Annotated in this window: 11 protein-coding genes; 4 read left to right on the top strand and 7 right to left on the bottom strand. The window is 69.8% G+C overall.

The genetic code is table 11. The annotated features are described in order from the left end of the window. Positions 1–4: 4 nt before the first annotated feature. The 3 genes from G6N68_RS05350 (at position 5) to G6N68_RS05340 (ending at position 8420) form a co-directional block, all read left to right on the top strand. Positions 5–6496, top strand: a complete 6492-nt coding sequence (locus G6N68_RS05350; RefSeq protein ID WP_163708819.1) for a PE family protein — start codon at positions 5–7, stop codon at positions 6494–6496. A 98-nt stretch (positions 6497–6594) separates the two neighbouring features. Then, the gene (locus tag G6N68_RS05345) at positions 6595–6909 is read left to right on the top strand and encodes a protease inhibitor I42 family protein (protein ID WP_163708816.1); all 315 of its coding nucleotides are present in this window, start codon (positions 6595–6597) and stop codon (positions 6907–6909) included. A 251-nt stretch (positions 6910–7160) separates the two neighbouring features. Beyond that, positions 7161–8420 (top strand): cytochrome P450, encoded by a 1260-nt coding sequence (locus G6N68_RS05340; protein WP_163718208.1) that lies wholly within the window; start codon positions 7161–7163, stop codon positions 8418–8420. A gap of 24 nt (positions 8421–8444) precedes the next feature. Here G6N68_RS05340 and G6N68_RS31365 read toward each other — a convergent pair whose 3' ends face one another. Beyond that, the gene (locus tag G6N68_RS31365; RefSeq protein ID WP_263991913.1) at positions 8445–8570 is read right to left on the bottom strand and encodes a hypothetical protein; all 126 of its coding nucleotides are present in this window, start codon (positions 8568–8570) and stop codon (positions 8445–8447) included. 123 nt (positions 8571–8693) lie between these two features. On the opposite strand from G6N68_RS31365, the gene G6N68_RS05335 reads away from it, so the two are divergent. Continuing rightward, a complete protein-coding gene (locus G6N68_RS05335) occupies positions 8694–10136 on the top strand; it encodes a hypothetical protein (RefSeq protein WP_163708812.1) in 1443 nt (480 codons plus the stop codon). Positions 10137–10245: 109 nt separating this feature from the next. Here G6N68_RS05335 and G6N68_RS05330 read toward each other — a convergent pair whose 3' ends face one another. The 6 genes from G6N68_RS05330 to G6N68_RS05315 all read right to left on the bottom strand — a co-directional run bounded on the left by G6N68_RS05330 (position 10246) and on the right by G6N68_RS05315 (position 14705). After that, positions 10246–10770, bottom strand: coding sequence for a PE family protein (locus tag G6N68_RS05330; protein ID WP_163708810.1), 525 nt, complete (start codon positions 10768–10770; stop codon positions 10246–10248). 204 nt (positions 10771–10974) lie between these two features. Beyond that, a complete protein-coding gene (locus tag G6N68_RS30560; protein ID WP_240355385.1) occupies positions 10975–11169 on the bottom strand; it encodes a hypothetical protein in 195 nt (64 codons plus the stop codon). Further along, positions 11133–11678 carry a transposase gene (locus G6N68_RS30555; protein WP_240355676.1) on the bottom strand — a complete coding sequence of 182 codons (546 nt, stop codon included), beginning with the start codon at positions 11676–11678 and terminating at the stop codon, positions 11133–11135. The genes G6N68_RS30560 and G6N68_RS30555 overlap by 37 nt, the downstream gene beginning before the upstream one ends. A 236-nt stretch (positions 11679–11914) precedes the next feature. Then, positions 11915–12370 carry a transposase gene (locus tag G6N68_RS30550; protein ID WP_240355384.1) on the bottom strand — a complete coding sequence of 152 codons (456 nt, stop codon included), beginning with the start codon at positions 12368–12370 and terminating at the stop codon, positions 11915–11917. 272 nt (positions 12371–12642) lie between these two features. Further along, on the bottom strand, positions 12643–13425 hold the full coding sequence (locus tag G6N68_RS05320; RefSeq protein WP_163708806.1) for a SigB/SigF/SigG family RNA polymerase sigma factor: 783 nt from the start codon (positions 13423–13425) through the stop codon (positions 12643–12645). Positions 13426–13754: 329 nt separating this feature from the next. Continuing rightward, entirely contained in the window at positions 13755–14705 is a 951-nt protein-coding gene (locus tag G6N68_RS05315; protein ID WP_163708803.1) for an alpha/beta fold hydrolase, read from the bottom strand. Between the last annotated feature and the right edge of the window lie 105 nt (positions 14706–14810).

The following is a 14810-nucleotide window of genomic DNA, read 5'->3' as shown; positions in this document are numbered from 1 at the left end:
GAGAGTGTCGTCCTACGTGATTGCCACCCCGGCGGCTCTGTCCACAGCCTCGGCGGACGTGTGGGGAATCGGCGAGGCGATCAGGGCGGCGAGTGCCGCGGCCGCTCCGTGGACGACGGGCATACAAGCAGCGGCTGCCGACGAGGTGTCCACCGCTATCGCCAGACTGTTCGGCACCTTCGGCCATGAGTATCAGGTGTTGAGCGCCGAGGCGCTATCGATGAACGACCGGTTCTGGCAGGCATTCGAAGAGGGCGCCCAGGCGTATGCGCGGATGGACGCCATCAACGCTTCGCCGCTGCGGCCATTGCTGAACAACCCGCTGACCAACACGGTCATGGGCATGGTCAACCTGCCGACCCAGTTACTGACGGACCTCCCGCTGCTCGGTGACGGCGCCGACGCCACGGGACCGGGGCAGAACGGCCAGGACGCCGGGATCCTCGGCGGCAACGGGGGCGATGGCGGACCGGGGGGACCCGGCCAAAATGGCGGTAACGGCGGGCGTGGGCCGCTGCTCGGGGTCGGCAATGGCGGAAACGGCGGCGCCGGTGGAGCCGGGGTGGCCGGCATCAACGGCGGTGCAGGCGGCAACGGCGGCAACGGCGGCGCCAGCGGGGCGGCCGGAGGTATCCCCGGCGTCGGCGGCAACGGCGGGGCAGGCGCACCGGGTGCGCCGGGCCAGGCCGGCGGACCCGGAGGTATGGGCGGCGTCGGGGGCGCCAATGCCCAAGCATTTGGCGGCGTCGGGGGTGCCGGGGGCGCCGGCGGTGCCGGCGGGGCAGGCGGCGAGGGGCTGCCCGGCGGCGTGGGTGGTGCCGGCGGGGCTGGCGGGGTCGGCGGCGCAGGGGGTGCCGGCAGCCAGCTTTCCGGCACCACCGGTCCTGGTGGGGTGGGCGGCGACGGCGGTGATGGAGGAGCCGGCGGTGCGGGCCTTAGCACCTCTGGTGTTGGCGGCAATGGCGGGGCGGGCGGGCGCGGCGGTGACGCCGGGGCTGGCGGGTTCGGCAGCACGATCGGCGCCTATGGCCACGGCGGCGCCGGCGGCCAAGGCGGTGTGGGCGCGGACGGCGCGCAGGGCGCGCCCGGGGCAGTGGGCTTCGCCGGTGGCACCGGCGGAAGCGGCGGTGTTGGCGGTAACTCTGGGCCGGGCGGTATCGCGGGCGCTGGGGGCGCCGGTGGCCGCGGCGGTAATGGCGGCGACGGCGGCAGCACCGCGTTGCAGTCGGGCCTGCAGGGCGGCGCCGGCGGCCAGGGCGGTGCCGGCGGGACGGGCGGCAACGGCGGCCACGGCGGCATCGGTGGCAATGCCGGTGACGGCGGGGCCGGCGGCACGGGCGGCAACGGCGGTTTGAGCGACCAATTCGGTAACACGGGCGGCGCCGGCGCCGCGGGTGGCGCGGGTGGCAATGGCGGCGACGCCGGCACAGCCGGCACCGGGACCACAACGGGCCTCGGCGGCCGGGGCGGCGCTGGGGGAACGGGCGGCAACGGCAGTAACGGCGCCTCAGCCAACGTCGGCAATGCGGGCTTCGTTGGCGGCAACGGTGGCGTCGGCGGCAACGGCGGCTCGGGTGGCGCCACCGGTATCGGCGGCAATGCCGGCAACGGCGGAAACGGGGGCAACGGAGGCAACGGAGGCGTCGACAGTGTTGGCTCCGGCATGGCTCCATCCGGTGGCGCCGGTGGCAACGGCGGCGACGCCGGCACGGCCGGCACCGGGGCCACCGCGGGCAAGGGCGGCAGGGGCGGCAACGGCGGCAACGGGGGCAACGGGCGCATAGCGGCGGACGGCCTCGGCGGCCAAGTGGGAAACACCGGTGGCAGCGGCGGCGCGGGCGGCAACGGCGGTAACGCCACCGGCGCCGGAAGTGTCGGCGGCAATGCCGGTAACGGCGGTAACGGCGGCGCCGGCGGCGCCGGCGGCGCGGACATCGGAACCGGCGCCGGAGCCGGTGGTGCCGGTGGCAAGGGGGGCAACGCCGGCAGCGTCGGCAGTGGCGAGACCGAAGGCATGGGCGGCATCGGTGGCGCCGGGGGTGTAGGCGGCACCGGTGGACTCGGCAGTAACGGCGCCGCGGGTCAAGCCGGATCCGCCGGCGGTAAGGGCGGCGCGGGCGGCAACGGCGGCAATGCCACGGGCACCGGCAGCATCGGCGGCAAGGCCGGCAACGGTGGCCAAGGCGGCAACGGAGGCAACGGCGGGGCCGACACCGGCACCGGCGGCACCACCGCCCCGTCCGGTGGCAACGGCGGCAACGGCGGCGACGCCGGCCTGGCTGGCACCGGCGCCGCGCACGGCGACGGCGGCATCGGCGGGGCAGGCGGGAATGGCGGCGCCGGAAGCAACGGCAACACCGGCGACAACGGCGGCCATGGCGGGGCAGGCGGCGACGGCGGCAACGCTTCCGGCGCCGGGGCCATCGGCGGCAAAGCGGGCAACGGCGGCGCCGGCGGCAACGGCGGCGACGGCGCCAAGGACACCGGCACCGGCGGCGTCGACGCCCCAGCGGGCGGGACCGGCGGCAACGGCGGCGACGCCGGCAAGATCGGCATTGGCACCGCGCAGGACGGCGCGGGCGGAGTCGGTGGTGACGGCGGCAACGGCGGAAACGGCGTCAACGGCAACAACGCCACCGAGGTCAAGACCCCCGGCGACAACGGCGGCAAGGGCGGCGCGGGTGGCAACGGCGGCAACGCCACCGGCGCGGGAAGCGTCGGCGGCAAAGCGGGCAACGGCGGCAACGGCGGAAACGGCGGCAACGCGCTGGGCTCTGTCGGCGACCAAACCGGCCAACTCATCGGCTACACCGGCGGGGCTGGCGGCAATGGCGGTGACGCCGGTGTCGCTGGCATCGGTGCCACCGCTGGCGCCGGCGGCACGGGCGGCAACGGCGGCAATGGCGGCAACGGCAGTTCCAACCCCTCCAACGGGATCTCGGGCATCAACGGCGACGCCGGCGGCGACGGTGGCGCCGGCGGTAACGGGGGCAGCGGCGGTGCCACTGGCACCGGCGGCAACGGAGGCAATGGCGGTAGCGGCGGCAACGGCGGCAACGGCGGCGACACCCTCGTTCAAAAAGCCAGCAATGGCGGCGCCGGCGGCCACGGAGGCAATGGCGGTGCCGGCGGCACCGGCGCGATCTCGGGCAACGGTGGCGCCGGTGGCAGTGGCGGCAACGGCGGCCACGGCGGCAATGGCGCCACCAATCCCGCCTTCGTCAACGGCGTCGACAACGGAGGTAACGGCGGCAATGCCGGCCACGGCGGCAACGGCGGCAGCGCCGGATCTGGCGGCATTGCCGGCAGCGGCGGCTCCGGCGGGCAGGGCGGCGCCGGCGGTACAGGCGGCGTGAGCAATGCAGGCAGCGTCAACGGCAGCAACGGTGGCGAGGGGGGCCACGGCGGCGCGGGTGGCAACGGCGGCTCCGCCACCGGCACCGGCATCGGCGGCGATGCCGGTAACGGCGGTACCGGTGGCAACGCCGGCAACGGCGGCACGGCCACCACCGGCAAGGGCGGCAACGGCAACGCCGGCGGCAACGGCGGCAACGCCGGGAATGCCGGCACCGGCGCCACCAACGGCCTCGGCGGCCGCGGCGGACAAGGCGGCCACGGTGGCAACGGCGGGCAGGGCCACAACGGCGGCAACGGCGGGGCCGGCGGCAACGGCGGCAACGCCGTGGGTACCGATAGCGTCGGCGGGACGGGTGGCGACGGCGGTGCTGGCGCACACGGCGGCAACGGTCAACTCGGCGCAGTGGCAGGCGGCGCCGGCGGCCACGGCGCGGCGGGCGGTAACGGCGGCAAGGCCACTGGCACCGACAGCGTCGGCGGCAATGCTGGTAACGGCGGAAACGGCGGCGATGGCGGCGACGGCATCGACGTAGGCACGGGCGGCGCCACCGCTGCGGCCGGCGGGGCGGGCGGCAACGGGGGCAACGCCGGCGTGGTGGGCAGCGGCGCGAAATCCGGCAATGGCGGACATGGCGGCAACGGTGGACATGGCGGCAACGGCGGCAACGGCAACGGCGGGGTCGACACCCCGGGTCAGGCCGGAGACCACGGCGGCGTCGGCGGCAACGGCGGCAATGGCGGCAACGCCGGCGGCGTGGGCGGCCAGGCCGGCAACGGCGGCAACGGCGGCAACGGCGGCAATGGCGGTGCCGGCGGAACCGACACCGGCACGGGCGGCTCCAGCGCCCCCGCGGGCGGCAACGGTGGCCGAGGCGGTAACGGCGGTCGGGCGGGTACGGTCCTTGCCGCCGGCACTACCGGTGGCGTTTCCGGCGCCGGCGGCAACGGCGGCAACGGCGGTGCCGGCGCCAATGGAGCCAACGGCGACAGCGGCGGCCACGGCGGCAACGGCGGCATCGGCGGCAACGGCGGGAACGCCTCGGGCACCGGCGGCACTGCGGGTAATGCCGGCCACGGCGGCAACGGCGGCAAGGGTGGCGACGGCGGAGCGGACATAGGAACCAATGGCGCCACCGCCCCGGCCGGCGGTGCGGGCGGCAACGGCGGCAACGCCGGCACGGTCGGGACCGGCGGCATCAGCGGCCCAGTCAAGGGCGGCACCGGCGGAAACGGCGGCGACGGTGGCGCGGGCGGCAACGCCAAGAGCGGCGCCGCCGGCCAGGCCGGGAACAACGGCGGCCACGGTGGGGCCGGCGGCAACGGCGGCAACGCCAGCGGGGTCGGCAGCGTCGGCGGCAACGCCGGGCACGGCGGCCAAGGCGGCAACGGCGGACACGGCGGGGTCGACACCAGCACTGGTGGCGGCACCGCTCCGTCCGGCGGAGCCGGCGGCGACGGGGGCGATGCCGGCAAGGCAGGCAGCGGGGCCACAGCGGGCCAGGGCGGTGTCGGTGGCGCCGGTGGCGACGGCAGCAACGGCAATTCGGTGGTCAACAGCAACCTTGTCGGTAACCACGGCGGGGCAGGCGGCTCCGGTGGCGACGGCGGCAACGCCAGCGGCGCCAACAGTGTCGGCGGCAAAGCCGGCAACGGCGGTCACGGAGGCAACGGCGCCAACGGTGGCGCCGACACCCTTGGCACCGGCGTCACCGCTGCCTCTGGCGGCAATGGCGGCAATGGTGGCGACGCCGGCGCGGTCGGTAGCGGCGCCACCGCGGGCGCGGGCGGGATCGGCGGCAACGGCGGCAACGGCGGAAAGGGAGCGGACGGCCTCGTCGGCAGCGCGGGCAACTCCGGCGACATCGGTGGCACCGGCGGGCTCGGCGGAAACGGGGGCAACGCCAGTGGTGTCGGCAGCGTCGGCGGTAACGGCGGCACCGGCGGAGCTGGCGGAAACGGCGGCAACGCCGGGGCTGACACCGGCGCGACCGCTCCGTCCGGCGGTGCCGGCGGCACCGGCGGCAATGGCGGCAACGCGGGTGCCGGGGCCAAGGCCGGAAACGGCGGCGCGGGCGGCACCGGTGGCAACGGCGGCGACGGCGCCAAGGGCGCCAACGGTACTGGTGAAAGCCCTGGGCACAACGGCGGCAGCGGTGGGGCCGGCGGAAAGGGCGGCAACGGCGGCAACTCCGGCACCGGCGGCACCAACGGGGCCAGCGGCTCCGGCGGCCACGGCGGCCACGGCGGCGATGGCGGCAGCAACGGCAACCTGTCCCAGACAAGCAGCAACGGCGGCCACGGCGGGCACGGTGGCGACGCCGGCATTTCCGGCAGCGGCGGTGCCGCCAGCCCCGTCGGCGGCACCGGCGGAAAGGGCGGCAACGGCGGCAACGGCAGTAACGCCGTCGACCTTGGGCTCATTGGTCCGTTGCCGCCCGGTCCCACCGGCGGCGCTGGCGGGAACGGCGGCAATGGCGGCGCCGGCGGCATCGGCGACCTCGTCGCGACCGGCGGCGCCGGCGGGAACGGCGGCAAGGGCGGCAGCGGCAGCAACATCGCGCTTCAAACCGCGCCGGTGCCACTCGCGGGCGGCGGTGGTGGGGCCGGCGGCGCGGGCGGTGCCGGTGGTGCCAGCACCGGCGGCCTCGCCCAGAACTTCGGCGGAGTCGGCGGCGCGGGCGGCACCGGCGGCAATGGCGGGCATGGCAACAACAGCCACACCGTCGGCGGCACCCCAGTCGCGGCCGGCGCGGGCGGCGTCGGGGGTAACGGCGGCGCCGGCGGCGCCGGCGGTGCGGTGGGCGTCGGCGGCGTCGGCGGCAACGGCGGCATAGGCGGCCAAGCCGGCGAAGGTGGCGCCGGCGGCAACGCCTCCCCCGGCTCGTCGGCGGTCGGCGCCAAGGGGGGCAATGGCGGCACCGGCGGAACCGGCGGCAACGGCGGCGCCGCCACAGGCGCCGGCAGCACAGCCGGTGCCGGAGCCAACGGCGGCCAGGGCGGCACTGGTGGCCACGGTGGTACCGCCGGCAACGGCAACGCCGGTAGCGCCGGGAGCGCGGGCGGGCCGGGTGGCGTTGCCGTGGGCGTTACCGGCGGCAGCGGCGGCAAGGCCGGTGACGGCGGCAACGGCGGTTCCTAAAGCCGCTACGCGCTAGCGTGTAAGGCGTGCACTGGATCAGGGCACTTCTGTCGGTGTGCTGCCTGTTGTTGGTGGCTGGGTGCTCGTCGGGGAGATACGTGACGGTTAACGATTCCGACAACGGTCGTCACATCGAACTCAAGGGCGGCCAGATGTTGGACATCGTCCTGGCCGACGACTATGAGACGTCGCACCATCAGTGGCGTGACGAGCGGACATACGACACCTCGGTTCTCGAACCGTTAGGGATGAGATTCGAACCCGCGCGCAAGCCTCCTGGCGGCGGCGAGGGTGGAACGTTCACCAGCAAATACCGGGCCGGCCGTGCCGGAACTGTGCACGTCACCCTGGTGCAGGCGGACAACAGCGACCACGTCGCGCGCCGCTTCGCGATCGACGTCACGGTGCGCTAGCGCCGCTTAGGAAAGAGATAGACAACAAACCCGCCCTATCACCGCGAGACACTTCACTCAAAATGTCTCAGCAGTATGCGCAGGTTGTGACCCGTTCTGACGACCGCTGTGTTCGTTGGCCCGGCGCGCGGCCTTTCAACTTCATCACGAGGTATTGACCGCCTGGGTGGCCCTACCGAGTCTTAGGTGAGCTCTCGGGAAAGGTGCGCTGAAACTTGAAGGTTGCAAAGGCCACTGACGGTGCCGCCATGATGTTCTCGCCGCTCATTGCGGCGGGTCGATTGAACGTCGCGGCGGCGATTCGCACGCGTAGGCGTGGGTACAGCGGGTGGACGGGTGCGGTCAACACGGACTACGACCCACTGGACCCAGCAGTGGCAGCGCAGCCCCATGCTGCGTACGACGCCATGCACCGCAGTGGACGTGTTCACTACAACCCCCGACGCGCGACCTGGATCCTGCACCGCCTCGACGATGTCCGCGCAGCGCTGCGCGACACCGACCGGGTGACCAGCAGCGAGGGAGTGACCCGAATACGGGTAGTCGCCGATCTCGTCGTGCTCACCGACGGCGAGCAGCACAGCCGCCTGCGGAAACAAGTCCACCCGGCCTTCACCAAAGGGGCGCTGGACAGTTGGCGCGACATCATCGACAGCCTCGCCGCCGAACTCGTCGACGACATGATCGCTTCGCGCGGCTGTGATGCAGTAGAGCTGTTAACGACGCCGATGCCCCTTCGGGTGATCGCAGCGATTCTCGGCGTCCCGGAGAGCGACATCGCCGACTTCCGCCGTTGGTCGGACGAGAGCACTCAGATAATCAACTTCACGCCCACGGTAAAAGGTTTCGTCAACACAACGCGATCCCTGCGGGCCGCAGCGGCTCTGCGGCGCTACTTCTTGAAACAACTCGCGGACGGGCATCTCAAAGACTCGGACACCGTCCTCGGCCGCTTATTGGCGCACAACTCCGATGGGGCGCTAACCGACAACCAGTTGTTCTACATCGCCATCCTGCTTCTGATCGCCGGCAATGAGACCACAACCAACCTTCTTGGCGGGATGCTGCACACCTACGCCCATTACCCCGAGCAGTACGACATGATCCGCGCCAACCCCGACCTCATCCCGCAGGCCATCGAAGAACATGTCCGCTACACCAGTCCCATTCAAAACCTCTACCGCTACACACGTGCCGACTATCAAGTCGGCGAGGTCACCATCCCAGCGGGTTCACGCGTGATGTTGTCGTTCGGAGCGGCCAACCGCGACCCGCTCGCATTCGACGACCCCAATACCTTCCGCGCCGACCGAAACCCACGCTCCCACGTGGGATTTGGCTACGGTCCACACCTGTGCCTCGGTGCACCGCTGGCACGAATGGAGGCACAAGCCGTCCTCCGCGAACTGGTCTCCCGGGTGTCACGAATCTCCGTCACCGGACCCACGACGTGGTCCACCAACAGCTCACTACGCGGGCCGACACGACTCCCTGTCGTTCTCCACGAATAGCCGACCGGATGATCCGGAGCCGATTCACCGGTTGGTGGCACCGGCGGAGCAGCCGGCACCGGTATTGGCACCGGCGGCACGGGCGGCACCGGCACCGGCGGCAAGGGCGCCGGCGGCGGCGACGGCCGCGGCGGGCGCCCCGCCTAACACCCGCTGCCTGCTAGCACCGGGACTCCTGTAATCCCATTGCTACCGTGTGTAATTCAATGTTCGACGAGCTGGGCGCCCGCCGCGGATGACATCTCGGACGCCTAGACGGGATGATGGCGGCCGATGAGCGCGGAGGACTGGGAACCCTGGCTGAGCGAGCTCGAGGCGGCGTCGGCTGCCTGCGACGACGCTCGTCTGGCGGCGGCGTTGGATGATCTGTGGCGCTTCCCCTTTCACGAGCAGCGCGCGCGGCGGCACGATTGTTGGGACCGCTTGTTCGTGGTCTTGGTACGCGGGCTCGGCAGTGAGGTCGCCAGGGTCCGCGATCTTTGCGACCACTACGCACGCATCGTCATGGGCGCCGAGTACGGACCGCCGTATGACGACACCATCCAGGAGCAACGCTCGGCCTACGTAGAACGCCGCACGGCTCAACTGTTGCCGGCGCTAACTCCGCTGGTTCGCAGCGGAGAGAAGTCATTACTCCGCACGATCGACGACCAGGTCCATGTCGAAGACCTGGCTGATTGTGCGCCCCAGCGGGTCGTTGAAGAGTTCATCGCGGCGGTCGCCGCCGGATCGCCGCTGGAGCTCGCGGCGCGGATCGCCTATCTCGACGGGCGGGCCGCGTGGGAGCGTCCGGGAGAATCGCTCGTCGGCTGTCTCGACCACGCCGACGACATGGTGCGCGCCTACGCTGCACGTGCGCTCGGCAAACGCTACTGCGACGCTCGAGAGGTACTCTCACCACCGCTGCCCGAGTTCGCATCGCGGCTTACCGCCAAGGAGATCGAGCGGCCGGGCATCGCGGGGCCGTTCTTCTCGAATTGGTACGGCTTCGGCATGCAGGACTTCGCCGACCGCGCCGAGGTGCAGGTCGAGGATTGGTTGTGCACCATCCTGGCCCAACGTAAGCATCCCGAGCCGGACACTCTGCCGTGCAGCAATGGCATCGACTTCTTCGCCCACGAGATCTTCGGTGGCCGCCCCGGGTACGTACGTCGGCTCCTCGACATGGGACACCGTGAGCTGGCGGTGGAGGCGGCCACGGAGATCGATTACGAGGTCGACGACATGGAACCGATCCTCGTCGAGCTCGGCAACAGCGCCGAGGCCGAGATCTGCCGGCGCGCCTGCTGGCATCTCGCCTACCACTACCGTCGGCTCCATACGGAGGGCGAGGCGCGCGGCTTTGTAGCCCGGCGAACCCTCGCCCGGGGTGTAGATCTTTTTATCAACTTCGTGCAGCCGCCCGAAGGCCAGCGCTACGCGTACGCAGCGACCATCTTTGCGCCGCACGGCGAGGCGTTCGACAAGGCAACCGCCGCAGCGTTGCTCGACACCGTCTTACCGCCCTCGCTGCGTGGTGACCTTGTGCCCTTCGGCGCCCCGGGCGACGGTGGCGTGCCTGGGCTGTACTCATTCGACGGGCAGAGCGCCAACGCGCGATACGCCTGCGGAGCGCTGGCGTTGTTTCGCGGTGACGCCGGTGCACAGCGCTGGACCTCGATCCGCATCATCTGGCACGGAACGCCGGGAGCCTGGCGTCCAGAAGATTGCGGCTAGTAGCGCCCGAACGTGATGGCGGGCGGACAAGCGCAGGCGCACATACAGCGATTGGAACGTTGTCGCGTTGAAGTCGAAACGGGCGGCGACGTAACCGCGCGACTGGCGCCTACCTCAGGTTCTGCACTATCGAACCCATGGTGTCAGACATCGTCTTCAAGACATTGGACACGAGCGTCAGAAACAGGTTGTACCTGCCCATCATCTGCTGAAGCAACAGAGATTCAATGGTGTTGCGCCACATGTCGAAGAACACCTCAACCGGAGAGCGTATTAGCGACGGCGTGGGTGGCGGCACGTCGATCGGCGGCTCGTGGACCACAGCAGCGGGGCCAACTTGCAACAGTGAAGCATTAGCCTCCTCGGCAGTCAGATAGGCGCCCCTCGCCGCGTCCAAACTGCGCACGAACTGCGCTTGAAACGCGGCGGCCTTCTCGGCCAACGCGTGATAACCCTCTGCGTACTGGGAAAACAGATGCGCGATACCCGCGGACACCTCGTCGGCCGCTGCGGGCGCCACGGCGACGGTGCGCATAGCCGCAGCCGCATGTGCTGTGCTGAGGTCCGACCCGATGATTTTCAAGTCCTCTGCCGCCTTCATCATCATGGGCGGCGCAACGATCAAATGCGACATTCCACCGTCCTCACTGTGCGAAGCCAACGCGGGCTAACCTCGATTTTTCGTCGAGGGTGATTTCGGTCGGACTTGGCGATGGGGTGCGTGGTGTCTGGGGTTTGTGTGGTTTAGGGCGTGTTGGGGTTGTCCCGTGTCGCCGGGTTGGCGGGCTTTCCCAGGGCCGGTGGTCTTTCGTGCTCGGTTGGTCAGCTGGGTTGTCGGTCAACCGAAGGCGGTGCGGATGTGTTGCCATGCGGTGGCGATGGCTGCGGCCCATCGCCAGGTGGCGTCGATGCGTAGTCGGGTTCGGCGGGCGCCGCGGGTGATGCGGGCTGCGACGTGCAGGACTCGGTAGCGGAAGGTAGCGATCTCGGCACGGGTCAGGCCGGGTGGCCGGTGAATCCGATGAGCTGGCACCAGGTGACCAGATCGGCTGCGGCCAAGACGATTTCCAGCCAGGCGGCGTTGGCGTCGAATGCCTGACACGGCAGGTTGCGCAGGCCGGTGGCTTTGAGTTCGCGGATGCGGTCTTCGACGCGGGCGTGTTGGCGGTGGCGTAGTTCCAGACCTGCCACCTGGCCGGCGACCACACCGGGCGGTGTGTCGGTGATGAACGCGGTGACCCGCATCCCGTCGGCGTCGGTGAACCGCAACTGCGCACCCGGATGGGGCCTTTCCTTGCGCAGGATCAGCCGGGTCCCCGCCGCCACGATGACAGGTTGACCAGGTTGGTGGCCTCGGCGACCCAGGCGCCCTCGCGGATACCACCGTCGGTGTCGATCGCCGGATACCAGCACTGCCCGATGTTGAGAGTGTCCACAGCGTCCTGCACCCGCCAATCCACGGGGTAGCCGAAGGAGAACCCCGCCCGCGGCGCGGCAGGCGTCGGCGAAGTCGTGGGTGGCCCCGGCGGTGTCGCAGCGCACCAGCACCGCCGGCTTGTCGGGGTCGTCGCGATGATCGGGGTCCGGCCGCCATCGCGCCGCAGGCCGCCAGTGCCTGCGCTAGGACACTGACGTGGTCAGCTGCGGTGTTGGAGCCCGCGCCACCGGGGCGCAGTAGGCCGCCAGCGCTTCCCCGCCGGCGATCTCGGGGCGGTCCACGAAGGCCAGCAGCGGGTGGTGACCGTAGGTCTTTTCCAGGTCGCCCTGCCTTCTCCTTGTTATCGGAATGATCGAGGACCAGGGTGGCGTCGATGTCGATGTGCAACCAGCCACCCGGTGCGGGGCGGCGCCGGCGGCCAGGCCGCTGCGCGGGCCGCAGCCCGGGCGGCACGCACCCGCGGTAGGTGCGAAGCATCGATGCGCTCATCGATTAGCCGCCACATCGTGGTCGTGGAGGCTTTGGCACCCAGGACATGCTCACGGTCGCCGCACAGTTGTCCGACCGCGTCGATGCAGTCCGCCCCATCGGCGACCGCGGCAGCCAGATCAGCGAACACCTCCCCGGGCGCATACACCCACGGGCCCCGGTAGGTATCTGCCAACGCGGCGGTGACCTGCGCCGATAACCCGCTGCGGTCCGCGAGCTCACGCACCATGGCCATCCCGGCATGCGACACGACACCATAACCGTCGGCGGAAACTTTCACCCGCGACCCGACCGCGATATTCTTCACCTGCGAGGTGCCTTCCCGCTGGAACGACTGAACCCGTAGAGAAGTCCAATTATTCCTTGCAGGACAGGCACTTTCGCATATCTACACCCCGAAACTCACAACGTTTCACGAAAAATCCGGGCTAACAGGAATTGCGTTAGCGTCGCTCGAATCGGCACGGTTGGCTTGAGTAATCGACTACTCAAGTAGGCGAAGTCGACGCTTGCTGAGCGCGATCACCGAGCCCACGCCGTCATGTCTTGGCGAGACTCGTCGATCGTTGGGCGAGCTTGTCAGCCCGTCGCGGCCAGGTCTGGCCGATGGGCGCCGCTACGCAGTTTGTCCAGAGCGCGGGCAAGTAGACGTGAGACGTGCATTTGCGAACACCCGACTCGTTCAGCGATTTCGGTCTGTGTCATCTCGTCGAAAAAGCGAAGTTTGATGACCATTCGCTCCCGCTCTGGCAAAGCAGCGATCAGGGGCCGCACCGTCTCAACACTTAAAATCTTTTCGAGGCTCGGATCGGTAGACCCCATTGTGTCTTTCAACGAGTCCCCCTCGTCGCCTTCTCCTCGTGGGGCATCCATGGATAGCACCGAATAGTTGCTGTTCGCAACCATCACGTCCACTACCACCGCTCGGTCGATACCTAGGCGCTCGGCCAGTTCTGACGCGTTGGGGGCTCGCTGCAGCTGCCGCGTCAAATCGTTTGTCGCCGTGTTCAATTGCGACTGAAGTTCCTTGATCCGTCGCGGCACTTTCACAGCCCATCCGTGGTCGCGGAAGTGGCGACGAACTTCGCCCGTGATCGTTGGAACCGCGAATGCTAGAAAGTCTGCGCCGTTGTCGATGTCGAAACGGTTGACCGCGTTGATCAGACCTACCCGGGCTACCTGTACGAGATCATCGAGGGACTCGCCCCGTCCTCGGTAGCGACTGGCGATGTGGTCGGCTAACGGTAAGCACCGCTGCACAATCAGATCTCGCTGCTGGCGATACGCGACAGACTCTGGCGGCAACTCGTTCAGACGGCGAAACATTTCGGCGACGTCTGCGTACTCGCCGGTCAACGTCATATCAATCCTCAAATCCTCGTCCGCAAGACATTTTCTGCGCGGGCTCTGATCTGAACTCGACCTGACCTATCTACCCTTTTGGCCAAGAAACGAAACGTTGTGTTGTCGCTTCCGTCCTCTGGACGGCTCCGGGTCTGCTGCACGATCGGGTGACGTTCCGGTACCCCATGGCCCGACCGCCGGTGGGTTTCGGACTGCCGTGAGATCTCATTTGCGCAGGTCAGCGGTGGGCGGGCAGCGCTACCGCTAACGTAACTCGGATGCGGCCGCCAAAGTGTTTCCGCACCATGGGTTGGGCGTCATGGTCGCCAGATGATCGCTGCCTGTGATCAACTTTCAGCCGCTTGGACGCCGATGAATTCCACCCCGGCGAGAATCGCGGGGCGGTGGCGCAAGATTCGGTAATGAGCTAATCGGCCGAGCCCTCGCGTGGTCACTAGCCGTGCGCCTGGCCATGCCGTGGCCAGTCGCTCGCTGGCGGCATAGGGGCTATCCGGGTCGTCGGGGTCGTGGATCAGGAGCAGTGGCGGGTAGTTGGCTCGTTGACCGATCCGCGTCATGTTCGTCTCGTGTAGCGGCATGCCGATTCGTCTTTCCAGACGCCGCTGCAGGCCCGCGCGGATCCGGCGACCGAAGCCGTGGCGTGCGGCGAATAGGTCGAGATAGAGGGGAAATTCGCCCATGGGCGCCAATAAGACCAAGCGCCCTACGGGTGCACCCTGTGCCGCCGCAAATGCGGTCGCGTTTGCGCCGAGTGAATGAGCGACTACCGCGTGGGCAGGCCCATGGGTCTCGATCATGGCCGCAATCGCGGCGGCACACTCGATGGAAGTGGTACGCCCGGGGGCTAGCGCACCGGGATCAGATTCGTTGTGGCTGGGCAAGTCGAACGCAACGACCCGATACCCCGCCTCCACCAGCGGTTTGACGAACACTGCCAGATGGGCCCGCTGGCCGCCCCAACCGTGGACAAGGTATATCGGCGGCCCCTCGCCCCATTCCTCGCCAGCGACCCGATGCCCATCCCAATACGCTTCTATCGGCCTGCCCGGGCCCACACCCGGCGGCATCCGCAGGCTCGACTCGAGTACCGGTGGGGTGCACCACAACTCGACTGCCCACCGCGATCCCAAAGAGGGCGCAAACCATTCGAGCAGCCGAAAGGTTCGGCGCACTCTGTCAGCGACCGGGGGAAGGACTCCGGAGCCGTCGACGTCGAGTGGGGCAATCCCGCCGGCCTGTGCTTGTGGCGACGCGGGTCCAGGAGCTCCTTCAGTCATCAACCGCGATCGTAGTAGGGGCCAACAAACGAAATTGTCGCGATACGGCGAAGACTGCGGGTTTCGCTACGACTCAGGCGCCAGTGGTGCGGTCGGCGGGGGCCG

This window comes from Mycobacterium bourgelatii, from assembly GCF_010723575.1.
Lineage (GTDB): Bacteria > Actinomycetota > Actinomycetes > Mycobacteriales > Mycobacteriaceae > Mycobacterium > Mycobacterium bourgelatii.
The sequence above is the reverse complement of the archived record's forward strand: the minus strand, read 5'-3'. Positions and strand labels throughout refer to the sequence as shown.